General features: G+C 66.7%; 19 protein-coding genes. 8 read left to right on the forward strand and 11 right to left on the reverse strand.

What is annotated here, in order from left to right:
* The first annotated feature begins 111 nt into the window (after positions 1-111).
* Both ACERNI_RS16075 and der read left to right on the forward strand, forming a co-directional pair.
* Positions 112-879 carry a tetratricopeptide repeat protein gene (locus tag ACERNI_RS16075; RefSeq protein ID WP_448834269.1) on the forward strand — a complete coding sequence of 256 codons (768 nt, stop codon included), beginning with the start codon at positions 112-114 and terminating at the stop codon, positions 877-879.
* A gap of 248 nt (positions 880-1,127) precedes the next feature.
* Complete coding sequence (der, locus tag ACERNI_RS16080; RefSeq protein WP_448834270.1) at positions 1,128-2,501, forward strand: ribosome biogenesis GTPase Der; 1,374 nt, start codon at positions 1,128-1,130, stop codon at positions 2,499-2,501.
* Between the two features lie 140 nt (positions 2,502-2,641).
* Here der and ACERNI_RS16085 read toward each other — a convergent pair whose 3' ends face one another.
* The 10 genes from ACERNI_RS16085 to rpsF form a co-directional block, all read right to left on the reverse strand.
* Positions 2,642-3,427 (reverse strand): SDR family NAD(P)-dependent oxidoreductase, encoded by a 786-nt coding sequence (locus ACERNI_RS16085; RefSeq protein WP_448834271.1) that lies wholly within the window; start codon positions 3,425-3,427, stop codon positions 2,642-2,644.
* 1 nt (position 3,428) lies between these two features.
* Positions 3,429-4,919: an amidophosphoribosyltransferase gene (gene purF / locus ACERNI_RS16090; protein ID WP_448834318.1), complete on the reverse strand. Its 1,491-nt coding sequence runs from the start codon at positions 4,917-4,919 to the stop codon at positions 3,429-3,431.
* A gap of 279 nt (positions 4,920-5,198) precedes the next feature.
* On the reverse strand, positions 5,199-5,819 hold the full coding sequence (locus tag ACERNI_RS16095; protein ID WP_448834272.1) for a CvpA family protein: 621 nt from the start codon (positions 5,817-5,819) through the stop codon (positions 5,199-5,201).
* 721 nt (positions 5,820-6,540) lie between these two features.
* Positions 6,541-8,073 carry a DNA repair protein RadA gene (gene radA / locus ACERNI_RS16100; RefSeq protein ID WP_448834273.1) on the reverse strand — a complete coding sequence of 511 codons (1,533 nt, stop codon included), beginning with the start codon at positions 8,071-8,073 and terminating at the stop codon, positions 6,541-6,543.
* A gap of 185 nt (positions 8,074-8,258) precedes the next feature.
* A complete protein-coding gene (gene alr, locus ACERNI_RS16105; protein WP_448834274.1) occupies positions 8,259-9,431 on the reverse strand; it encodes an alanine racemase in 1,173 nt (390 codons plus the stop codon).
* Between the two features lie 91 nt (positions 9,432-9,522).
* Complete coding sequence (locus ACERNI_RS16110; protein ID WP_448834275.1) at positions 9,523-11,013, reverse strand: replicative DNA helicase; 1,491 nt, start codon at positions 11,011-11,013, stop codon at positions 9,523-9,525.
* 346 nt (positions 11,014-11,359) lie between these two features.
* The gene (gene rplI / locus ACERNI_RS16115; RefSeq protein WP_448834276.1) at positions 11,360-11,926 is read right to left on the reverse strand and encodes a 50S ribosomal protein L9; all 567 of its coding nucleotides are present in this window, start codon (positions 11,924-11,926) and stop codon (positions 11,360-11,362) included.
* Positions 11,927-11,959: 33 nt separating this feature from the next.
* The gene (locus ACERNI_RS16120) at positions 11,960-12,931 is read right to left on the reverse strand and encodes a DUF2232 domain-containing protein (protein WP_448834277.1); all 972 of its coding nucleotides are present in this window, start codon (positions 12,929-12,931) and stop codon (positions 11,960-11,962) included.
* A 237-nt stretch (positions 12,932-13,168) separates the two neighbouring features.
* Positions 13,169-13,405, reverse strand: a complete 237-nt coding sequence (gene rpsR, locus ACERNI_RS16125) for a 30S ribosomal protein S18 (RefSeq protein ID WP_191318772.1) — start codon at positions 13,403-13,405, stop codon at positions 13,169-13,171.
* Between the two features lie 2 nt (positions 13,406-13,407).
* A complete protein-coding gene (rpsF, locus tag ACERNI_RS16130; RefSeq protein WP_448834278.1) occupies positions 13,408-13,872 on the reverse strand; it encodes a 30S ribosomal protein S6 in 465 nt (154 codons plus the stop codon).
* Between the two features lie 566 nt (positions 13,873-14,438).
* Between rpsF and ACERNI_RS16135 the strand changes: the two genes are divergently transcribed.
* Positions 14,439-15,683 (forward strand): hypothetical protein, encoded by a 1,245-nt coding sequence (locus ACERNI_RS16135; RefSeq protein ID WP_448834279.1) that lies wholly within the window; start codon positions 14,439-14,441, stop codon positions 15,681-15,683.
* A gap of 146 nt (positions 15,684-15,829) precedes the next feature.
* On the opposite strand, the gene ACERNI_RS16140 is transcribed toward ACERNI_RS16135, so the two are convergent.
* Entirely contained in the window at positions 15,830-16,525 is a 696-nt protein-coding gene (locus ACERNI_RS16140) for a dienelactone hydrolase family protein (protein ID WP_448834280.1), read from the reverse strand.
* A 504-nt stretch (positions 16,526-17,029) separates the two neighbouring features.
* Here ACERNI_RS16140 and ACERNI_RS16145 point away from each other — a divergent pair.
* From ACERNI_RS16145 to rnc, 5 genes are all read left to right on the forward strand, one after another.
* Positions 17,030-17,827 carry a pyridoxine 5'-phosphate synthase gene (locus tag ACERNI_RS16145; RefSeq protein WP_448834281.1) on the forward strand — a complete coding sequence of 266 codons (798 nt, stop codon included), beginning with the start codon at positions 17,030-17,032 and terminating at the stop codon, positions 17,825-17,827.
* Between the two features lie 800 nt (positions 17,828-18,627).
* Positions 18,628-19,320: an MIP family channel protein gene (locus ACERNI_RS16150; protein WP_448834319.1), complete on the forward strand. Its 693-nt coding sequence runs from the start codon at positions 18,628-18,630 to the stop codon at positions 19,318-19,320.
* Positions 19,321-19,625: 305 nt separating this feature from the next.
* Positions 19,626-20,048, forward strand: a complete 423-nt coding sequence (gene acpS / locus ACERNI_RS16155) for a holo-ACP synthase (protein WP_448834282.1) — start codon at positions 19,626-19,628, stop codon at positions 20,046-20,048.
* A gap of 578 nt (positions 20,049-20,626) precedes the next feature.
* Positions 20,627-21,397 (forward strand): signal peptidase I, encoded by a 771-nt coding sequence (lepB, locus tag ACERNI_RS16160; RefSeq protein WP_448834283.1) that lies wholly within the window; start codon positions 20,627-20,629, stop codon positions 21,395-21,397.
* A gap of 1 nt (position 21,398) precedes the next feature.
* Positions 21,399-22,091 (forward strand): ribonuclease III, encoded by a 693-nt coding sequence (gene rnc / locus ACERNI_RS16165; protein ID WP_448834284.1) that lies wholly within the window; start codon positions 21,399-21,401, stop codon positions 22,089-22,091.
* The last annotated feature ends 6 nt before the right edge of the window (positions 22,092-22,097 follow it).

Here is a 22,097-nt window from a genome sequence, read left to right on the forward strand (position 1 = left end):
GTCTGTGTTAAGGCCTCAGTTTCCGCTGGAATGGCTGCATTGCCGGCGGCTCCTGAGGCCGGACGTCAGGCCGCCAGGATGTTTTCCTTTTGATACCGGACCGCGAGCCAGATGAGCGATATCTTCCGCGAAATCGACGAGGACCTCAGGCGCGACCGCGCCGCTGACCTGGCGCGCCGTTATGGCGGCGTGGCGGCTGGCGTTGCGCTTGTCGTCATTCTTGGCGTCGGCGGCTGGCGGTTCATGGAGCATCGCGCCGCCCAGCAGGCGGCGAATGCTGGCGTTGCTTTCGAGCAGGCGCTGAAACAGCTGCGCGACGGCGGCAACGCCGCTGCTGGAGTCAGCGCGCTGGAAGCCATCGCCAGCCAGTCGGCGGGCGGCTACGGGACGCTGGCGCGCTTCCGCCTGGCCAGCCAGAAGGCGGCCACCGACAAGGCGGCGGCGATCGCCGCGTTTGACGCATTGGCGGCTGACAGTTCGCTGGATGGGGCCTTGCGTGATCTGGCGCGCATTCGCGCCGCGACCATTGACGTTGACGTCGCCCCGCCAGAGGCGATCGTCAAGCGCATGGAAGGCTTGGCCGCTCCCAATGGCGCCTGGCGCAGCCAGGCGCGGGAGCTGATCGGCCTGGCGTGGATGAAGGCTGGCAAGCTGGAGGAGGCCGGACGCTGGTTCTCCCAGATCGCGGTCGATGGCGAGGCGCCGCAATCCCTGCGCCGCCGCGCCCAATTGTTCATGGAACTGGCCGCCGCAGGCCCCGTGACCGTTGCGGCCGCCCCGGCGACGGCTTCGCCTTCGCTGTTTAACGCGCCGCAGCCGCAATTGACGCCGGCCCCGACCACGCCGGTCCAGCCTTCCGGCGGCGCCGCGCCACGCTAGGGCAGGTTTCGATGAAACGGGATCGCAAACTGCTCCAGTTCTTCTCGTGTTGAGCGAATTCTGATCGATCAGCCGGTTCCGGCCGATTGGAAAGCGCTCTGAGGCTGGCGCGCTTTCGGGCGCCAGTTCGCCGTTGTCGTAGACGGACCTCGCCGTAGCGGGGCCCATGAACCATTTCTGTAACCGCGTTTTCTTCACGCGTCCGGCGGGATCGCCGCGCGAAAAACGCCAACCGCCGGCGCGCCATCATGACCCTTCCCCTGGTCGCCATCATCGGGCGGCCGAATGTCGGCAAGTCCACCCTGTTCAACCGGCTCGTCGGCAAGAAGCTGGCGCTGGTCGACGACCAGCCCGGCGTGACGCGCGACCGGCGCGAGGGTGACGCGCGCATCGGTCACTTTCATTTCCGCGTCGTCGATACGGCTGGCCTGGAGGAGTCCGATGCGGACAGCCTCACCGGCCGCATGCGCGCCCAGACCGAGGCGGCGGTGGATGACGCCGACGTCATCCTGTTCGTGATGGATGCCCGCGTCGGCCTCACGGGCTCCGACAAGGGCTTCGCCGATCTGGCGCGGCGCTCCGGCAAGCCGGTGATCGTGCTGGCCAACAAGGCTGAAGGCAATCGTGGGCTGGAAGGCTCTTATGAAGCCTTTGGCCTGGGCCTTGGCGACCCGGTGCCGGTATCGGCCGAGCACGGCGAGGGCATGAGCGGATTGCTGGAGGCGCTGATGCTGGCCCTGCCGGAGGCGGCGGAGCAGCAGGCTGATCCGGATTTCGATCCCGAAGCGGAGATGATCGACAAGCCGGTTCGCATCGCCATCGTCGGCCGCCCCAACGCCGGCAAGTCAACGCTGATCAACCGCATGCTCGGCGAGGATCGCCTGCTCACCGGCCCCGAGGCGGGCATCACCCGCGATTCCATTTCGCTGGAGTGGGTGTGGCGCGGCCAGAAGGTCAAGCTGTTCGACACCGCCGGGCTGCGCAAACGCGCCCGCATCGACGACAAGCTGGAAAAGCTGTCGGTGGCCGACGGCATTCGCGCCACCAAATTCGCCGATGTGGTGGTGGTGCTGCTCGATTCCACCATCCCCTTCGAGAAGCAGGACCTGACCATTGTCGATCTGGTTGAGCGCGAGGGCAGGGCCCTCGTCATCGGCCTCAACAAATGGGATCTGGTGTCCGACCAGCCGGGCCTGCTTGCCGAACTGCGCGAGAAGGCGGCGCGGCTGTTGCCCCAGGTCAAGGGCTGCCCGGTGGTTCCGCTCTCTGGCCTTGCCGGCGATGGCGTCGACCGGCTGATGCAGGCGGTGATGAAGGCGCATGCGGTGTGGAACACCCGTATTTCCACGGCGCGCCTCAACCAGTGGCTGGGCGAGACCGTCGAGGCCCATCCGCCGCCGGCGGTCTCTGGCCGCCGCATCAAGATCCGCTACATGACCCAGGTGAAGGCGCGGCCGCCGCACTTCGCCCTGTTCGGCAACCAGCTCAACGAGTTGCCCAACTCCTACACGCGCTACCTGGTCAACGGTCTGCGCGAGAGCTTCGATTTGCCAGGCACGCCGATCCGCCTGTCCCTGCGCACGGGCTCCAACCCATTTGAGGGCAAGAAGAAAAAGCGCTGACGGGGTCAGACCCAGCCGGCCATTTCTGGCGCTTCATGGCCGCCGGGCTGGAGACGGCGACGTCCAGCCCCCGCCATCGCTCCAGACAAAAAAACCCGGGCTCGCGCCCGGGTTTTGCGTTTCCGAAACCGGAAAAAACCTCAAATCTTGGTAGGCATCTGCGGGCGCAGCAGCGCATCCTGCGGAAAATCATAGATCAGGCCGCTATGCGCCCAGTCAGGGCGCAGCATCGGCAGGATGTACGGAGCGAGATCTTCCGGCGTGCGCAGGGACTGGGGATCTTCGCCCGGCATCGCGGAGGCGCGCATGCGGGTGCGCAGCGGGCCTGGATTGACAATGCTGACCTTCACGGGGGTCGTTGCGGTTTCCGCCGCATAGGTCCGCGCCAGCGCCTCCACCGCCGCCTTGGAGGCGGAGTAGGGCCCCCAATAGGCCAGGCATTTGTGCGCCGCGCCCGAGGAGAGGAACACGGCGCGGCCAGCGTCGGAAGCCGCCAGCAGCGATTCCATCGAGCGGATCAGCCGCCAGACCGACGTGACGTTGACCGCCATGACCGTGTCGAACTCTTTCGGCGTGACATGGCCGAGCGGCGCCAGCGGATTGAGCGAGCCGGCGTTGGCGACCATGATGTCGAGCTTGCCCCAGCGCTCATGAATGGCGAGGCCAAGCCGGTCGAGCCCGTCATAGTCGGTGATGTCGAGCGGAACCAGCGTCGCCGCGCCGCCAGCGGCGCGGATCTCGTCGTCCAGTTCCTCCAGCGCGCCCTGGGTGCGGGCCACGGCGATGACGTGGGCGCCTTCGCGTGCGACGGCAAGGGCCAGCGCGCGGCCGATGCCGCGCGACGCGCCGGTGATCAGCGCCAGTCGTCCCGCAAGAGATGGACCCGTTGCGGGGGCGCCGGCTGCCGGCTGGTTCACTGTCGTCATGTCAACCTGCTTCGGCGAGGAGGGAGAGCTGGCGTGGGGCTTCGCCGGTGATGTCGGCGAGCGGCGTCGGGTAGTCGCCGGTGAAACAATGGTCGGTGAACTGGGGCATATCCGGATCGCGGCCCTCATAGCCGGTGGCGCGGTAGACGCCGTCGACGGTCAGGAACGCCACGCTGTCGGCGCCGATATAGCGGCGGATTTCTTCCAGCGAATGGGTCGCGGCCAGCAGCTTCTCCCGCTCAGGCGTATCGATGCCGTAATAATCGGGGAACTTGATCGGCGGGCAGGCGATGCGGAAGTGCACTTCCTTGGCGCCCGCGTCGCGCATCATCTTCACGATCTTGACCGAGGTCGTGCCGCGCACGATCGAATCGTCAATCAGCACGATGCGCTTGCCGGCGACCACGCCGCGGTTGGCGGAGTGCTTCATGCGCACGCCGGTTTCGCGGCCGGTCTGGGTCGGCTGGATGAAGGTCCGCCCCACATAATGGTTGCGGATAATCCCCAGTTCGTAAGGGATGCCCGAGGCGCGGGCATAGCCGATGGCCGCCGGCACGCCGGAATCCGGCACGGGCACCACCACGTCTGCTTCCGCCGGGGCCTCGCGGGCCAGCTCTTCGCCAAGGCGCTTGCGCACCTCATAGACGCTGCGGCCGTGCACGATGGAGTCGGGGCGGGCGAAATAGATGTACTCGAACACGCAGGGCCGGGCCGGCTGGGCCGGGAACGGCTTGATCGATTCGATGCCCTCGTCGGAGATGACGACGATCTCGCCGTTCTCGACATCGCGGACGAAATTGGCGCCGATGATATCCAGCGCGCAGGTTTCCGAGGCCAGAATGTAGTGACCGTCCAGTTCGCCCAGCACCAGCGGGCGGATGCCCAGCGGGTCGCGCGCGCCGATCAGCTTTTTGTTGGTCAGGCCCACCAGGGAGTAGGCGCCCTCGATCTGGCGCAGCGCGTCGATGAAGCGGTCCATGAACTTCAGCCGGCGGCTGTGCGCCACCAGATGCAGAAACACCTCGGTGTCGCTGGTCGACTGGCACAGGGCGCCGATGCGCACCAGCTGGCGGCGCAGGGTGAGGCCGTTGGTGAGGTTGCCGTTGTGGGCGATGGCGAAGCCGCCGCCTTCCAGCTCGGCGAACAGCGGCTGGACGTTGCGCAGGATGGTTTCGCCGGTGGTCGAATAACGCACGTGGCCAATGGCGGCGGAGCCCTGCAGGCGCTCGATGGTCTTCGCCGAAGAGAAATTGTCGCCGACGAGGCCGATGCGGCGCTCGGAGTGGAACCGTTCGCCGTCATAGCTGACGATGCCGGCGGCTTCCTGGCCGCGATGCTGCAGGGCGTGCAGGCCGAGGGCGGTCAGCGCCGCCGCTTCCGGGTGCCCATAGATGCCGAACACGCCGCATTCCTCGCGCAGCGTGTCGCCATCCAGGTCGTCGTCGCCACGGTTGTTGTGGGGCAAGCCGCTGTGGCGCATGTCGAAGGTCATGCTGTCCCCCTGTGGGCTGGCGTCGCTGGAAGGCGCGCGCGGCGTCAGCTGGCGATGGTCGGTAAAATCAGGGGCGCTCATCATAAACCACTCCGGAACCCGGGGAACTTTCCCGGTTGCTGCCTGGCAGCTGTCGTCGTGTTGTCACAAAGCACTAAACGACGGGGCGGTTCGGCCATCCCGTCGTTGACTGTCTGGGTGTCTCACCAGCTTTTGGCGGCAATGCGGCGCAAGGGCAATGCCCTCATGTGGTCACTGCATGCCTTCCCCGCCGCCACGTCAGTTCGTCTGGCCGGCGGGCTTCTGGGCGTTTGGCGCCGGAACAGGCGCGGGTTTGGCGCTCTCGCCTTCCGCGGGAGGCGCTTCCGCGCCGCCTTCCGTCGCCTTCTGGCGATTTTTGTACTTCGATATGATGGCTTCCGGGTCTTCCGGCAACATGCTCTGCAGCTGTTTGCCGCTATTTTCCAGAAATGGCCGCAACCTGGCGTCGCGCGCCCATTCCGGCTGCATCTTTTCCGGCACCAGCCAGCTGAAGAAAATATAGGCGATCACGCAGATCAGCAGGCCGCGCGCCACGCCGAAGACGAAGCCCAGGGTGCGGTCGACCGAGCCAATGCGGGAATCCAGCACCAGGTCGGAAATGCGCAGGGTGATGAACGACACGATCACCAGCGTCACCAGGAAGATGACGGCGATGGTCGCCACCAGCGCAACTGTCGGGTTGGAAATATGCTGGGAGGCGATGGGCAGCAGCGGCTTGTGCAGCATCAATGCGGCCGCGGCGGCGATCGCCCACGATGCGATGGCGAGCACCTCCCGGGTCACGCCGCGCACGGCCGCAAGCAACGCCGAGAGCAGGACGACCCCGAGAACGATCAGGTCAAGAAGCGAAACTGGCATAAATGACACCGCATCCGGTTAGAGCATCTTCCGGCGAAGTGGAGGCGCTTCGCGCGACGAAAATGGGTCCATCAGGTAACTGAAGCAAAATTCCCGTTCCCCAGACAGAGTTTCGCGTCAGTCGGAAACGTCCGCAATCCATGAAACCGTCTTTCCCCGACGGATCACACGATCCCGCCGGAAAAACCTGGCTCCAGCCACCCGAACATTGCGCGCATTCCCATGCGCCATACGTCAGGGCGGGTCAATACAAATGCCGGCGGCTGTGCGCGCCTGCCCCTGCGTTCACGGCGCGCGCCTCGTGGCCGTCATAGAGCATGATCCCGAAAAGTGGAAACCGCTTTTCGCTTCGCGGCCCTGGCGGGTCGGAAAAGATCATGCTCTCACTATGAAAGAGCCGCGATGGGCTTGCCGATCGCTGTGGCATGATCCCGAAAAGTGGAAACCGCTTTTCGCTTCGCGGCCCTGGCGGGTCGGAAAAGATCATGCTCTCACTATGAAAGGGTCGCGATCGGCCTGCCGATCGCTGTGGCATGATCCCGAAAAGTGGAAACCGCTTTTCGCTTCGCGGCCCTGGCGGGTCGGAAAAGATCATGCTCTCACTATGAAAGGGCCGCGATCGGCCTGCCGATCGCTATGGCATGATCCCGAAAAGTGGGGCATTGCTGCGCCGGAATGAACGGTCCTGCGTCCAGGCCTTGCCATGGCCCGACGCGTGATCTCATTCCCAATCGGCGGGCTGGCGGCCGCGCGATGGAGCCGCCCGCCTGGAGTCGTGAGGCGGCTCCCCATCACGGGGCGCTTCGCGGGCATTGGCCGGGCGCGGCTTGCCGGCGCCGGCGGCGGCGATCTGCGCCACCAGATCGCTGATATGCGAGACGGTGTCGGCGCGCAGCATCCCGCGCTCCGCCTGCCGGTCTTCACGCCCGCCGGCATCCGGTTCTTCCCGGCTTTTTTCCTGCGCCAGTGGCGGCGAAACCACACGTTTGAAGCCCAGCTTGGCCGCCTCGCGCGCCCTGGTCGTCGCCTGGACCACCGGGCGGACCGAGCCGGAAAGGCCAATCTCGCCGAAATACGCCGTGTCGGGCGGCAGGGCGCTGCCGGAGAGGGAGGACACCAGCGCCGCCGCAGCAGCCAGATCCGCCGCCGGTTCGGTGATCTTCATGCCGCCAGCCACGTTCAGATAGACGTCGTGCTGGCCGAGCCGGACGCCGCCATGGGCCTCCAGCACGGCGATAATCATCGACAGGCGGCTCGAATCGAAGCCCACCACGGCCCGGCGCGGGGTGCCGAGGGCGCTGGGCGCGACCAGCGCCTGCACTTCCACGAGCAGCGGCCGGGTGCCTTCCATCGCCGCCAGCACCGCCGTGCCGGGCGTGTTGACGTCGCGGCCGGCGAGGAACAGCGCCGAGGGGTTCGAAACCTGGGACAGCCCGAGCCCGGTCATCTCAAACACGCCAATCTCGTCGGTGGGGCCAAAGCGGTTCTTCACCGCCCGCAGAATGCGGAAGTGATGGCCGCTCTCGCCCTCGAAGGATGCGACCGCGTCCACCATGTGCTCGACGACGCGCGGGCCGGCGATCTGGCCGTCCTTGGTGACGTGGCCGACCAGGATCAGCGCGGCGCCGCTGGTCTTGGCGAAGCGGATCAGGTTCTGGGCGCTGCCGCGCACCTGGGTCACGGTGCCGGGCGCAGAATCGATTGCCCCTGTCCACATGGTCTGGATGGAGTCGATCACCACCAGCCGGGGCGCCGGCCCCTGGCTCAGGGTGGTGATGATGTCCTCCACATTGGTTTCCGAGGCCAGCTCCACCGGCGCGTCCGACAGCTTGAGGCGCTCGGCCCGCAGGCGCACCTGGGCCACGGCCTCCTCGCCGGAAATGTAGACGACGCGGTGGCCGCCGCGGGCCAGCTGGGCGCAGGCCTGGATCAGCAAAGTGGACTTGCCGATGCCGGGGTCGCCGCCGATCAGCACCACCGAGCCGCGCACGAAACCGCCGCCGGTCACCCGGTCCAGCTCGGCCATGCCGGTGGGCAGGCGCGGCGGTTCGGCGCTGTCGCCCTGCAGGCCCTCAAGCTGGAAGGTGCGGCCCTTGCGGCGCGAGGCGGGGCCGGAGACCGCGCCGCTGACCGGCGCCGTCAGCCCTTCCTCCACCAGGGAGTTCCAGCTGTTGCAGGCATCGCATTTGCCCTGCCAGCGCGGCTGGGAGGCGCCGCAGACCTGGCAAATGAACTGACGGACGGCGCGGGCCACGGGGCGGTTCTCCTGGGCAGGACTCTTGGTCAGGGGTTCCAGTTGGGCGGATCAGAGCCTGGCGCATGATCCGGTCAAAACCGGGCCGGGCATCGCCGTTCTGACGCGATGATTCCCACGCGCCATGCCGGGGAATAACCGCATCAGATCAGGCGCCTGGCTGGCGGTGCTGAATCAGATGCTGATCATGCAGCCCCAACGTAACGACGCGCATGGCGCCGGCCAAGGCTGGTCAGCGTCTCATAGCCGATCGTGCCGCAGCGCGCCGCCACCGCGTCCACATCCAGTTCGTCGCCGATCAGCGTGACCATGTCGCCGGCCCGCACCGCATCGCGCGGGACCTGGGTGACGTCCACGGCCAGCAGGTCCATCGAGATGTTGCCGGCAAACCGGCACAGCGTCCCGGCAACAAGCGCCGCGCCGCCCATCTGCGGCGGCGTATGGGTTTGCGGCGCGCCCGCGTTGCGGACGCTGGCGCTGCGGAAAATGCCGTCGGCATAGCCCACCGACAGGGTGGCGATGCGCCGGGGCCCGTCTGCCTGCCAGCGGGCGTTGTAGCCAACCGTCTCCTCCGGCGCGATGTCCCGCAACTGCAGGATGCGCGTCTCAAGCCGCACCACAGGGCGCATGGGATTGGGGCGGGCGGGGCGGACATGCGGCGTGGGGTGGCCGCCATACAGCCCATAGCCTGGCCGCGTCAGATCAAAATGCGGGGCTTGCGGCAGCCAGATGCCGGAGGAGTTGGCGAGGGATTTGCGCACGCCCGGAAACAGCGCTGACAACTCGGTGAACCGGGCGATCTGGCGGTCGTTGAGCGGATTGTCCGGCTCTTCCGAGGCAACGAAGTGGCTCATGACCAGGGAGAGCTGGCCGGCGCCCTGGGCCGCCGCCTCGCCGGCCTCGCGGGCGGTCAGTCCCAGCCGCTCCATCCCGGTGTCGATGTGCAGCGCCGCCGGCGCGTCGCCGGCCTCGCGCCGCCATTCGGCCAGCTCATGCAGGGAGCCGAGGACGGGCTGCACGCCAGCCGCCGCAAGGCGCCGCGCCGCGCCCGGCGGCAGGCCATTGAGAACATAGACCGTCGCATCCGGCGCGTCGGCCTTCGCCAGAAACGCCTCATGCGGGTGGGCGACGAAAAACGTGCGGCAGCCGGCGGCTCGCAGCGCCGTCACCGCCGGCGCCTGGCCGGTTCCATAAGCGTTGGCCTTGACGACCGCGCTGCATTCCGCAGCCCCGGAGGCGGCGCGCAAGGTCCGCCAGTTGTCACAAAGCGCCCCGAGATCGACTGTCAGGACGCCGCCGGCAAGATCGGCGCTGATCGGGTCCGGCGCGACGCCGCCGGCTTTGACTGGGTCCAGCATGAAGCTCCTTTGGCGCCAGTCGCGGCTGAAACTCTCCGCAATGCGGCGCGCTGCAATAATGTTTCAGTATACGGTGGAGAAAAGGCTAATTTCAGTATTGCTCGGGTAAATGATCGACCTGGGCGAGGTTGGAGAAGCGGGTAATTTCCGCCTCGAAGGCCAGCTGCACCGTGCCCGTGGGGCCGTGACGCTGCTTGCCAATGATGACTTCGGCCTTGCCGTGGGCCTGATCCATCTCCGCCTGCCACCTGAAATGCTCTTCGGAGCCTGGCTTTGGCTCCTTCATCTTCAGATAATACTCATCGCGATACACAAACAGCACCACGTCGGCGTCCTGCTCGATCGAGCCCGACTCACGCAGATCTGACAGCTGCGGCCGCTTGTCGTCGCGGCTTTCCACCTGACGCGACAGCTGCGACAGGGCGATGATCGGCACCTGCAACTCCTTGGCCAGCGCCTTCATGCCGGTGGTGATCTCGGTCATCTCCTGGACGCGGTTGTCGCCCTTCTTGGACGAGCCGGTGAGCAGTTGCAGATAGTCGACGATCAGCAGGTCGAGGCCGCGCTGGCGCTTCAGCCGGCGCGCCCGCGCCGTGAGCTGGGCGATGGAGATGCCGCCGGTCTGGTCGATATACAGCGGCAGGCTCTGCATCTCGCGCGCCGCATCGGCGATGCGGATGAACTCGTCCTCCTGCAGGTCGCCGCGCCGGATCTTGTAGGAGGCCACGCCAGACTGCTCGGCGATGATGCGGTTGGCGAGCTGTTCCGCCGACATTTCCAGCGAGAAGAAGCCGACGACGCCGCCGTTGACCGATTCCAGCACCCCGTCCTGGCGCCGCTCCGCCTTCCACGCCTTGGCGACATTGAAGGCGATATTGGTGACCAGCGAGGTTTTGCCCATGGCCGGGCGTCCAGCCAGGATGATGAGGTCGGAGCGTTGCAGGCCGCCCATCTTCTGGTCGAGATCGGTGAGGCCGCAGGAAACGCCCGAGAGCTTGCCGGCGCGCTTGAAGGCGGCGGCGGCCATGTCGATGGCCTCGGTCAGGGCGTTGCCGAAGGGCATGAAGCCGCCGTCATAGCGGCCGGTCTCGGCCAGCGCGTACAATTTGCGCTCCGCTTCCTCGATCTGGTCGCGGGGCGCAGCCTCCACCGGCGCGTCATAGGCCAGGTTGACCATGTCGCTGCCCACGGAGATCAGTTCGCGGCGAATCGCCAGATCGTAGATGGCGCGGCCGTAGTGCTCGGCGTTGATGATGGTCGTCGCCTCGGCGGCGAGGCGCGCCATGTACTGGGCGATGGTCATTTCGCCAATGTCGAGCCCCTGAAGAAAGGTCTTCATGGTGATCGGCGTGGCTATCTTGCCGGCGCGGATCAACTGCGAGGCGACCTCATAGATGCGCCGGTGCGCCTCGATGTGGAAATGCGGCGCGTTGAGAAAATCCGAGACCCGGTAGTAGGCGTCGTTGTTGATCATGATGGCGCCGAGCAGCGCCATCTCCGCCTCCAGATTGTGCGGCGCGACGCGATGGCTGGCTTCGGCGGCGGCTTCTACGCGGGTGGCGAGCGCATTTGCAGGCGACATGTCAGACCGGACCATTAACCATGACGGGGAGCCAGAGTCTGTTCTAGCACGGCCGGGCGTCATGGGGGGAAGTTTCGGTCCCGCCTCGCCATCCGGCGGCCAGGGGTTGCGCTGGAGCCGCGCGGGGCTTGCGCGGTTAAATCGTTATATATCAGACGTTTGACGCAAGTCGTTGAATCGGGCTGGCGACTTTTCCCACACCGATTCACAAGGCGGATCCGAAGGTCGGATAGCGTCGGGGCAAAAAAGCTGTCGCCAGCAAAAAAAGGCGCCCCCAAAAAAGCGCGCCCCCCAAAAAAAAGGCGCCCCATGGGGCGCCTTCCGTATCCGTATCCGCAAACCGGGATCAGAGCTCGACGTCGTCGCCGGCCTCGGCGAGCGCGGCGCCCACTTCCAGACCCAGGTCGTCGAGGCTGGTTTCCTCGCGGACGATGGCGTCCTCGCCGCGAGCCTGGCGCTCGGCCTCTTCAGCGCTGCGGGCGATGTTGATGGTGACGCTGACCTCGACTTCCGGGTGCAGGTGCACGGCGACCTCATGCAGGCCGAGGTTCTTCAGCGGCGCGTCGAGGCCGACCTGCTGGCGGGCCACGGTGAAGCCGCCGGCGGTCAGGGCCTCGGCCACATCGCGCGAGGAGACCGAGCCGTACAGCACGCCGGTTTCGCCAGCCTGGCGGATCAGCACGAAAGCCTGGCCATTGAGGGTCTCGCCGACCTTCTCGGCCTCGCCGCGACGCTCGAGGTTGCGGGCTTCAAGCTGGGCGCGCTGCTCTTCGAAGCGGGCCAGGTTGCCCTTGGTGGCGCGCAGCGCCTTGCCCTGCGGCAGGAGGAAGTTGCGGGCGAAGCCGTCCTTGACGCGGACGGTCTCGCCCATCTGGCCGAGCTTGGCGACGCGCTCGAGAAGAATGACCTGCATGATGTTGCTCCGGTTGAATGGTGAGCCTGGGAATCAGGCGTCGTTTGCGGGTGGCGGGGCCGCGCCTGCCTTCCGGAAGGCGCGCACAAGAGAATCCAGAATGCCGCCCAGCGAGAGCACGGGCAGAATCCAGACGAAAAACGGAATCATCAGCGCATAGAGCAGCGCCAGGATGAAGGGACGCGCCGCCTTGCCGCGCAGGGCCGTGTGCAGGGCGGCGAGACATTGCAGGGCGAAGGCCGCGCCCAGCGCTCCGGTGAGGGCAAGGCCGGTAAATCCGGCGAAGCCCTGGCCCATGGTCGCCAGCAGCACCGCAACCGCCAGCGCGCCAACGGACCAGAACGGCATGCGCGTTTCCGCGACCGCAGGCCACGGCCGCGCCAGCCGCCCGGAGGCGGCGACGATGCGCCCGGCCAGCCAGAGGTTGAGCGTCAGCATCGGTGCGAACGATCCGGCGGTCAGCATCGGCGCGGCGGCGATCAGCGTGTTGATCAGGTCGTCGCGGGTAACGCCCTCGGGCAGGGCCGGGCCGCCCTGGCTGGCGTCGAACAGCGCGCCAAAGGCGGCGCGCATGGCCTGCTCATAGGCGGCGTAGCTGCCGCCGACGGCAATGGCGCCCAGCAGGGCCACCAGGGTGGCGATTCCGGCAAGCCACAGCAGCACCTTGCCAAGGGGATACCATTCGGCGCGTCCCGCCGCGTCTGTGCGGCCGAGCATCACCAGATAGCCGATCCACCAGGCTGGCAGCGCCAGGCCAAGGCCATAGGCCAGTCCGGCCTTGACGCTGAAGCCGGAGCCGAAACCGAAGATCAGGCCGCAGGCGATGGCGCCGGCGAACGCAGCGGCGAGCCCGGCGGCGTGGCGCCAGCCGATGGTGACAATGAAAATGGGCAGGGGCGTGAGGTATGACACCAGCATGGCGGCCGGCGATCCCGAGATCACCACCGCGAACAGGAGGGCGGACGCCAGTCCGGCTCCAATGCCTGTCAGAAGCTGCGCGTACATGTCGTGCTGTCCCGCTGCTCCGGGTCCGGCCCGGCAGGGTTAGGAGACGTTCTGGCGTCCCCAACAATACCGGCGGCCTGTCGGCTCCGGTGACGGTGAGCTGGGGCAGACGGCTGCCTGCCGTCCGGCTTCCCGGAAAAATCGTCCCGGCGCCGGATCATCGACCGGCGCCGGGACGTTTATTCTGCTATCGGCCGCGAAGCTGACCCCTGGTCAACTCCATGGCGAAAGCGATCTTTAGCGGATCACGTAGGGCAGCAGGCCCAGGAAGCGGGCGCGCTTGATCGCCTGGGCGAGCTCGCGCTGCTTCTTGGCCGAAACAGCCGTGATGCGCGACGGCACGATCTTGCCGCGCTCGGAGATGTAGCGCGACAGCAGACGCGTGTCCTTGAAATCGATCTTCGGCGCATTCGGGCCCGAGAACGGGCAGGTCTTGCGACGACGGAAGAACGGACGACGGGGAGCAGCGGCCATGATCAGTTCTCCTCGCTGGAAGCATTCGCCTGGGCGTCGGCGTCGCGGTTGCGCTCACGGCGCGGGCCGCGTTCGCGGTCGCCGAAGCGATTGCCGCCGCCGAAGCCGCCGCGCTCGCCATCACGATCACGACGGTCGTCGCGGTCGCGCTTCTGCATCATGGCCGACGGGCCTTCCTCGTGCGCTTCGACGCGGATGGTCATGAAGCGGAGGATGTCCTCGCTGATGCCCATCTGACGCTCCATCTCGGCCACCGCGGCGTGCGGGGCGTCGATGTTCATGAGCGTGAAATGCGCCTTGCGATTCTTCTTGATGCGATAGGCGAGGGACTTGACGCCCCACGGCTCCACCTTGCGGACAGCGCCGCCGGCGGCTTCGATCACACCCTTGTACTGCTCGACCAGCGCTTCAACCTGCGCGGCGCTGATGTCCTGGCGCGCCAGGAAGATATGTTCATAAAGCGGCATAAACCGGGCCTCTTCTCTCGAAATCCGCATCGCCCGGGCGCCAAGCCCTCCGAGCCTCGTTGTGCAAGGCCCGAAACATGGGATCGAAGGCGGAAACACGGGACAGGACCTGATGGTCCCCCACTCCGCTCCCCGTGACGGGAGCAGGCAGGCGTCCGTTCAGCTTCCGGCCAGGGCCGATGCGTGAAGCGGCCCAGTTATCCCATCCATCGTGAGAAGGCAAGCGGGCCGCGTCCAGGCGGGGGGCGTCCAGGGCGCGGCGGCCTGCGGGGGCTGGCTGGTCGCAGGGGAAGGCAGGTCTCAGGGAGAGGCCGCTCCCGGGTCAGCGTCGGCCCTCGCGGCTGGCGGCGGGATGTTCGCAATCTGAGGTTGCAAATACAGGAGTATTGGGTGTTGCGCCGGGGAAACCTGCGGATGCCGGCCCAAAGCGCCAGCAACTCGCCGTATATAGGCCAAATTGGGCAACAGGCCGGGCGTGTTTCGACGGTTTTCTGGTTTTTCTGTTTGCGGATGTGTGGTAACACATTGGTGAACCTGGAGACATGGTTTGCATTCAGGGGATCCCCGTGGGGCTGCAATTCACCACCATTATCAGTGTCAGCGCGGTCATTGCCTGCACGCAAGGCGTGTTCCTGTTCGCGCTCTGGCTGATGGACCGGCGGGTTGTCACGCTGATGTGGTGGGCCGCCGCGTTCGGAGCCATGGCGGCTGGCGGCTCCCTGGCCATCTGGCGCGCGTTTGACGGACCCTGGCTCGCCGGGGCGGGCGGCGGCGCCGTGGCGATTTTTGCATTCGGTCTTATCTGGCAGGCCACGCGGGCTTTCGAGGGGCGTTCGTCCGTCTGGGCGGCGGTCGCTGGCGTCGCTTTGCTGTGGTTCGGCGGCGCCGTGATCGTCGGGAGCGACGCTGACGCGCAGGTGCTGATGGTGTCAGTGGTGACGCTGTTTGCTTTTTTCCTGCTGCTTGCGTTGCGTGAGATCTGGCGTGGTCGCAGCGAGGCGCTGCCTTCCCGCAAGCCGCTGGCCATTGCGCTGGGCGTCGCCACGCTTTGCATTCTTCTCGAAGTCTTTTCCGGCCTTGCCCCGGGAGCCGGCGTGGCGGCGGACGCTTCGCTGCCACTGGGCGTATGGCTGACCCTGGCGGCTACCATCGCGGTTTCAACCGGCGCCGCGCTGGCGCTTGGCATGACGCGCGAGCGGCAGCAGCGGGCGCGCGACGTCCTGTCCGCGCTGGACCCGCAGACCGGCGCCCTGAATCTCGGGGCGTTTCTGGGGCAGGCCGCCCGGCTGGTCTCGGCGCAACTCAAGGTGCGGGCGCCTGTCACGTTCGTTGCCGTGCAACTGGAGGCGACAGGCGAGGGCGGCGGTATCGAGGGGCGGGTTCGCGCTGTTCACGACCGGCTCATTGCCCTTTCGCGGGTCACCGACATTGTCGCCCGCATCAGGCCGGGGGCGTTCGCCGTGCTGATGCCCAACATCGAGCCGGATGACGCGCTGCCGCTGATCCAGCGCGTGTTGCGCGAGAGCGAGAACCCCGGCAGCCATGGGGCTGCCGCGAGGTGGGACGCCCTGCGCGCGCGCGTCAGCATCGTCAGTTCGTCTGAAGTAGGACATGACCTGCGGGCGATGATTCTTGCCGCGGAAGGGACGATGGAGGAAACGCGGTTCGCGACCTCGGATGCTTACGCCATCTATCGCGCTTCACGGCAGGAGCCGGGGCGGCGCTCGGTCATGGACAACGCCGGGCGCCCGGGGTTGCCAGGCGTTTCGCGCGAGCTTGATGCCTGGCCAGCCAAGCTGGTTCTGGACTGACGCGCGCCTGACTGAGAACCGCTCGCTTCTGAACGACATTCCCGGCCCGTCCGAAGCGCGACGGCGGGGCGCCGCGCGGTCTGGCGCGGCCGCCCCTTCTGCACTCCCCTTGATGCGCCCCTCCTGCGCCCTCCGCACGTCCGCCGTCAGGCCTCGTCCGCCAGACGCCCGTCGAGAAACGCCAGGGTGCGTTGCAGGGCCAGTTGCGCCGCGGCTTCGTCATAGCTGGCGCGCGCCTCGCAATTGAAGCCATGATCGGCCGGATAGATCTTGATGTTGACCAGGTGAGCGTAGCGGGTTTGCAGCGGCAGCACCCGGTCCACCGGGATATGGGCGTCCCGATCGCCGAAATGACCGAGAACCGGGCACTGGGGCGCCAGATCGCCAAGCGCGTCGACGCCGCCGCCATAATACATCACGGCCGCCGCCAGATCGTTCGCCGCATTGGCGGCCCGCCAGGCGAGTTGCCCGCCCCAGCAGTAACCAACCACGGCGACCTTGCCAGCCCAGGCGGCGTCATCAATGGCGGCCTGGATGTCATGCATCGTCGCGGTCAGGTCGCATTGCGCGCGCAACTCCATGCCCTTTTGCAGGTCAGCGGGCGAATAGCCGAGTTCGGCGCCGGGCGCGACGCGATCATACAAAGCGGGAGCGATGGCCAGATAGCCGGCGCGGGCATAGGTGTCCGCGACCTTGCGGATGTGGGGATTGACCCCAAAAATCTCCTGAAGAATGACGACGCCGCCGCGCGGCTCCTTCCGTGGCTCAACCCGGTAGGCGGAAAATATAAACCCGTCCGCCGCTTCAAGAGTGACAACCATCCCCTCGGGCGCGCTGCTCATGCTGCCTTCTCCATCTTTCCGGCTGTTCGCTCCCATCCGGCGCGTTGATCCGGATGGCCTCCCCGGCGTTGTTTTTCCGGCGGCCCGGCCTCCGGTTTCGCTACTGAAGCCCGGAAGCCGGCCTCGCGGCCCGAAGGCGCGGCCCGGGCATGGTTGATTCACCTGGCCGGCGCGCTTCGCATTTCAGCCAGACTGGGGCAGATCATGGGTGGACGGCAACCCGATTCTTGCCCGGCCGGCCGGTTTCAGCGCTGCCCGCCACGGACACGCGCGCCTTTGGCGACCGAACAATGCGCGCCGGGTCCGCCGGCTGGCTCGCCCCTGCGGCGGGAGTTGTGCGAAAACCGGCGGCCGGCGCGTGTTGCAACGCGGACTGGCGGCGTGATCCCCGTCGAAGCTCGCCCCGGAACAATGCTTCAGGGCATTGACGGCAGGCGGGGCAGGCGCCGTTCTTCATCAGCCGGACGGGTTCCCGTCAGGGCTGAAGACGATGTGGAGATGAGGATGGATCAGGCGGCCCCCATGGCCGGCGCGCGCGCGATGTCGCCGCGTCTGGGCGTAAACATCGATCACGTGGCCACGGTGCGCAACGCGCGCGGCGGCGGGGCGCCTGATCCGGTGCGCGCCGCGCATATGGCGGTCGCGGCGGGAGCGGACGGAATCACCGCGCATCTGCGCGAGGACCGGCGTCATATCCGCGACGACGACATCGCGCGGCTGAAGCAGGAACTGACAGTCCCGCTCAACTTCGAGGCCGGAGCGACCCGTGAGATGGTGGACATCGCGCTGCGGGTGTTGCCGCACGCCGTCTGCCTTGTGCCGGAGCGGCGGGAGGAGCGCACCACCGAAGGGGGGCTGGACATCATCGGACGCAACAGGGAGCTGCGCCCAATGATTGCTGAACTGTCGGCCGCCGGGATCCGGGTGTCGCTGTTCGTCGAGGCGGACCCGGCGGTGATGCGCATGGCGGCGGATCTTGGCGCGCCAGTGGTGGAGTTGCACACGGGCGCATATTGCGAGCGTCATGATGAGGGCGCCGCCGAAGCGGCGCAAGCGGAACTGCAGCGCATCAGGATTGCAGCGGCGGTGGGACGCGATCTCGGCCTCGAGATCCATGCCGGCCATGGCCTCAATTTTGATTCCGTGGTTCCCGTGGCCCGCATCCCGGAGATCATGGAATTCAACATCGGCCATTTTCTCGTCGGGGAGGCGATCTTCACAGGTCTGGAAGCCGCCGTGGCCCGTATGCGCGCCATCATCCTGGCCGCGCGCGCCGGACAGGACGCGCCTCGTCCTGACTGAGGCCGGGAGGCGGCCCTGACAGCCAGGCTGCGCCTGTTGTCCCTGGCCCGGCTGCGCCTGTCGCCAGGAACAGCGCGCGCTGTTCCTGGCGAGGCCGGCCCTGGTTTTGATGAACCTGCCGCAGGCGGTTTTCTGGCAAACGTAGTCCTGGCAAAGGTAGTCCTGGCAAGCGTGGTCCTCGAAAGCGGCGATCCGGCAAGGGGGCGATCCTGCCTGGGGCCGTGACCGGGCCCCGAAGCTGCTGACCCATCTGCAGCCGGCAGTACGCCGGCGCCGCCTTGGCGCAGGCGCCGCCTTGGCGCGGCGCGTTGGCCAGGGTCGCCGCGCGCGGCGTGATGCTTTGATAACCTATTGATATTGTTAGATTTATTTAGATTTTATGGCGCGCCGGCAAGCGTTTCCTTGCAGTGCGGAGGCTTGGGCTTAACAAATTCAAATTTGGAATTGTTGTTCAAATAACCGTTCTCAAAAGTTTGATGTCCCACAAGAGTTGAATCGGTTACAAATGTTGTCGTTACTGGAAATACCCGGGCTTACCCTTTGGGTGGGGTGTTTTTTGCTAACCGCGCCCTGGCGCATCCGGAAAAAGCGGTCAGGCAAGGCTGTCTGGCGGCGGCGTCACAAGCAGCCTCACCGGGGGCATCGGCCTGCGCTGCGCCCATCCTGGTCCTGATGGGTCTGGCGCCGCGCAGGCGCGCCGTTTCTGGAGAAGGCGGAAAGGCCAGCGCCGCAACATTCAGGCGGTGCGGCGGCTCTGCGGCCGGAGAGGCCGCTTGCGTGGGAGTAGTTCTATGGATGGCGTGAACAAGTACATTGCCGAAGCGTATGGCACAGCGTTGCTTGTTTTCTTTGGCTGTGGCGCGGTGGTGCTCGCCACGGGCACAGGCGCCGGCACGGCGATGAGCCTGCTGGGCATCGCCTTTGCTTTTGGCATTGGCCTGATGGTGGCCGCCTATTCGATCGGCGGAATTTCTGGATGTCACATCAACCCGGCCGTGACGCTGGGCTTTCTCAGCGCTGGCCGCATCGGCGTCGGCGATGCGGTGGGATACATGATCGGGCAGGTTGTCGGCGCCATCATCGGCGCGGCGGTTCTGTACCTCATCCTGTCGGACAAGGTGGGCGGATACAACGTCGCCACGTCTGGTCTTGGACAGAATGGCTGGGGCGAGGGTTACGGCGCGGGCTACGGTCTCACCGCAGCGGCGCTCGTGGAAGTCCTCATAACCTTCATCTTTGTCTATCTGATCCTCCAGGTGACGAAGCCGGCCGCCAACGCCGCCATCGCGGGCCTGGTGATTGGCCTCACCCTGTTTGTCATCCATGTCGTGTTCATCAATGTCACGGGCGTGTCGGTCAATCCGGCCCGCAGTCTCGCGCCGGCCCTGTTCGTCGGCGGCAAGGCGATGTCCCAGGTCTGGCTGTTCATCGTCGCGCCGCTGGTCGGCGGGCTGATCGCCGGCGTGGTGTCGCGGGCTGGCCCGAGCGCCTGAGCCGCGCGCCTGGCGCCGGGCGGCAGGCGCCGCCCGGCAACGGCGTGGGTTTAAAGGCAGGAGCCGGGACGCGAGCCAGGCTAGGGGGCAAGCCGCCGGCGTGGCGGCTGCCTGCGTTCGGGCAGGGGGCAGGCAGGGGGGCAGGCAGGCTTCTCTCCCCGGCGGGATCAGGCGCGTGGTCGCCGCGCGCCTTGGTTCCGGTCCGCTTATGTCGTAACTGGACGGAAGCGGCCGGATTGCGGCGACGACGGCGGAGCTGCCCCCAGGGGGGATCAGATCCGGGCGCCATCGGGAGAGGGAACGGGATGATCGTCGGCATTGGCTCCGATCTTTGCGATATCAATCGCATACAGAGGTCCCTTGACCGGTTCGGCGACCGGTTCACCCACCGGATCTTCACAGAGGGCGAGCGGGCGAAGAGCGATCGCCGCGCCACGCGGGCCGCATCCTACGCCAGGCGTTTCGCGGCCAAGGAGGCCTGTTCCAAGGCGTTGGGCACGGGCCTCAGGCTTGGCGTTTTTTGGCGCGACATGGAAGTGGTGAACCTGCCGGGCGGCCGCCCGACGATGCGCCTTGCCGGCGGCGCCCTCGCACGCCTGAAAACCATGGTTCCGCCAGGCATGGAGCCTGTCATCCACGTTTCGCTGACCGATGATCCGCCCATGGCCCAGGCGTTCGTCATCATCGAAGCGCTGCCGCATGCACCGCCCCGGCAGAGCCAGGCCTGATCGGTTGGGCTGAAGGGGCGGGCGCGATCCCGGCAAGGTTCTGGCCGAAGGACAAATCCGCATCCCGTCCGTCATGGCTTCGCCCGCCATCGGTTCGCCCGTCACGGCCCCGCTCGCGCCGTAATCCGGATTGATAGAAGTCTTGTTGACAGAAGCCTCGCAGGCTCCTGAAATCCATTGGCAAAGTTCACCGGACGATCCTGGAAACGCGCTGAACCACCCAGCCCGCGCTCGCGGCCCGGCTCTTCGTCGCCGTTCAGTTGGCAAAGTCCACCTGGCAAGGTTTCCCTCGCAAGGTTTCCCTGGCGAGATCCCGCAGCGCAAAAACCGCAAGCGCAGGCCGGACGGTTGAGCCAGACGCTGCCCAATTGAGCCAGGAGCTGCCTTGGAGTATCCATGGCGCGCGGCGACGACGGCGGCAGCCGGTCTGCGCCAGAGAAGCGCATGTTGCGGTTGCACGGAGCCAGAAACGGGCGTCGTGCAACCGCAACATGCCCGAACGCCAGCCCCCGGGGCCGGCGCTTTATCTGAAACCCATTTCGCCGGTCAGGCCGTGACCGGCCACGGAAGGCCGGTGCATGGCGCGCACGGATGTTGAAAACCGGGAGAAACCGTCGAAAGACGGCGGTCTCTACGAAACAGTCAAGGTCATCGTCCAGGCGCTGCTCATTGCGGTGGTGGTGCGCACCCTGCTGTTCCAGCCGTTCAATATTCCTTCGGGCTCGCTGATCCCGACGCTGCTGATCGGCGACTACCTGTTCGTGTCGAAATATTCCTACGGCTATTCGAAATACTCCATTCCCTTCAGCCCGCCGGTGTTCAACGGCCGCATCCTCGCCTCGGAGCCGAAGCGCGGCGATGTGGCCGTGTTCAAGCTGCCGAAGGACAACGCCACCGATTACATCAAGCGCGTCATCGGCCTGCCTGGCGACCGCATCCAGATGCGCGACGGGCGGCTGTACATCAACGACCAGATGGTCGAGCGCCAGCGCATCGACGACTTCGTCACCACTGATTCCTGGGGCCGCCAGGTTCCGGTGCCGCAATATATCGAGACCTTGCCCGGCGGCGTGAAGCACCGGGTGATCGAGCGCGACGGCGACAAGGGCTACTGGGACAACACCTATGTCTACACGGTGCCCGCCGGCCATTTCTTCATGATGGGCGATAACCGCGACAATTCCACCGACAGCCGCGACGAATCCAGCGTCGGCTATGTGCCGTTTGTGAATTTCATTGGCCGCGCCGAACTCATCTTCTTCTCGGTGAAGGAAGACGCCGCCGCCTGGCAGTTCTGGAAGTGGCCGTGGAGCGTGCGCTGGGATCGCATGTTCACCAGGGTCAGATAACATGGCCGCGCGCAAGCCATCCCTTGAGAAGCTCGAAGCCGCTGTAGGCCACAGCTTCACCGACCGCGCGCTCCTGGAGCGCGCGCTGACCCATGTGAGCGGCGCCGACGACCGCATCGGCTCTTACCAGCGGCTGGAATTCCTGGGCGACCGGGTGCTGGGCCTGGTGGTGGCGGAGATGCTGTTCCGCACCTTCCCGGCGGCGGAGGAGGGCGAGCTGTCCCGCCGCCTGGCTGAGCTGGTGCGTCGCGAAACCTGCACCGAGGTGGCGCGCGACTGGGATGTGCCGCCGCACCTGCGCCTTGCCGCCGGCGGCGCCTTCCCGCGCGCGCGCCAGAACGTGTCGCTGCTCGCCGATGTCTGCGAGGCGATTGTTGGCGCGGTGTACCTGGACGCTGGCCATGCCGCCGCCGCCGCCGTGGTGCGCGCCGCTTTCGAGCCGCGCATGCACGCGCCGCAGCGGCCGCTGCGCGACGCCAAAACCACCCTGCAGGAGTGGGCCCACGCCCGCGGCCTGCCCAATCCCGGCTACGAACTGGTGGAGACGACCGGGCCTGACCACGCGCCGGTCTTCACGATTTCCACCCAGGTGCAGGGCTTCGCGCCCTGTCTTGGCAAAGGCGCCTCCAAGCGGGCCGCCGAGCAGGACGCCGCCGGCCAGTTTCTCGCGCGCGAAGGCGCCGATCCGACATGAGCAAGG

This window comes from Camelimonas sp. ID_303_24 (genome assembly GCF_053543495.1).

Excerpts from the sequence above, each read along its gene's own strand:
- ACERNI_RS16075 (WP_448834269.1), top strand. The coding sequence starts at position 112 with ATGAGCGATATCTTCCGCGAAATCGACGAGGACCTCAGGCGCGACCGC.
- der (WP_448834270.1), top strand. The coding sequence starts at position 1,128 with ATGACCCTTCCCCTGGTCGCCATCATCGGGCGGCCGAATGTCGGCAAG.
- ACERNI_RS16085 (WP_448834271.1), bottom strand. The coding sequence starts at position 3,427 with ATGACGACAGTGAACCAGCCGGCAGCCGGCGCCCCCGCAACGGGTCCA.
- purF (WP_448834318.1), bottom strand. The coding sequence starts at position 4,919 with ATGACCTTCGACATGCGCCACAGCGGCTTGCCCCACAACAACCGTGGC.
- ACERNI_RS16095 (WP_448834272.1), bottom strand. The coding sequence starts at position 5,819 with ATGCCAGTTTCGCTTCTTGACCTGATCGTTCTCGGGGTCGTCCTGCTC.
- alr (WP_448834274.1), bottom strand. The coding sequence starts at position 9,431 with ATGCTGGACCCAGTCAAAGCCGGCGGCGTCGCGCCGGACCCGATCAGC.
- ACERNI_RS16110 (WP_448834275.1), bottom strand. The coding sequence starts at position 11,013 with ATGTCGCCTGCAAATGCGCTCGCCACCCGCGTAGAAGCCGCCGCCGAA.
- rplI (WP_448834276.1), bottom strand. The coding sequence starts at position 11,926 with ATGCAGGTCATTCTTCTCGAGCGCGTCGCCAAGCTCGGCCAGATGGGC.
- ACERNI_RS16120 (WP_448834277.1), bottom strand. The coding sequence starts at position 12,931 with ATGTACGCGCAGCTTCTGACAGGCATTGGAGCCGGACTGGCGTCCGCC.
- rpsR (WP_191318772.1), bottom strand. The coding sequence starts at position 13,405 with ATGGCCGCTGCTCCCCGTCGTCCGTTCTTCCGTCGTCGCAAGACCTGC.
- rpsF (WP_448834278.1), bottom strand. The coding sequence starts at position 13,872 with ATGCCGCTTTATGAACATATCTTCCTGGCGCGCCAGGACATCAGCGCC.
- ACERNI_RS16140 (WP_448834280.1), bottom strand. The coding sequence starts at position 16,525 with ATGAGCAGCGCGCCCGAGGGGATGGTTGTCACTCTTGAAGCGGCGGAC.
- ACERNI_RS16145 (WP_448834281.1), top strand. The coding sequence starts at position 17,030 with ATGGATCAGGCGGCCCCCATGGCCGGCGCGCGCGCGATGTCGCCGCGT.
- acpS (WP_448834282.1), top strand. The coding sequence starts at position 19,626 with ATGATCGTCGGCATTGGCTCCGATCTTTGCGATATCAATCGCATACAG.
- lepB (WP_448834283.1), top strand. The coding sequence starts at position 20,627 with ATGGCGCGCACGGATGTTGAAAACCGGGAGAAACCGTCGAAAGACGGC.
- rnc (WP_448834284.1), top strand. The coding sequence starts at position 21,399 with ATGGCCGCGCGCAAGCCATCCCTTGAGAAGCTCGAAGCCGCTGTAGGC.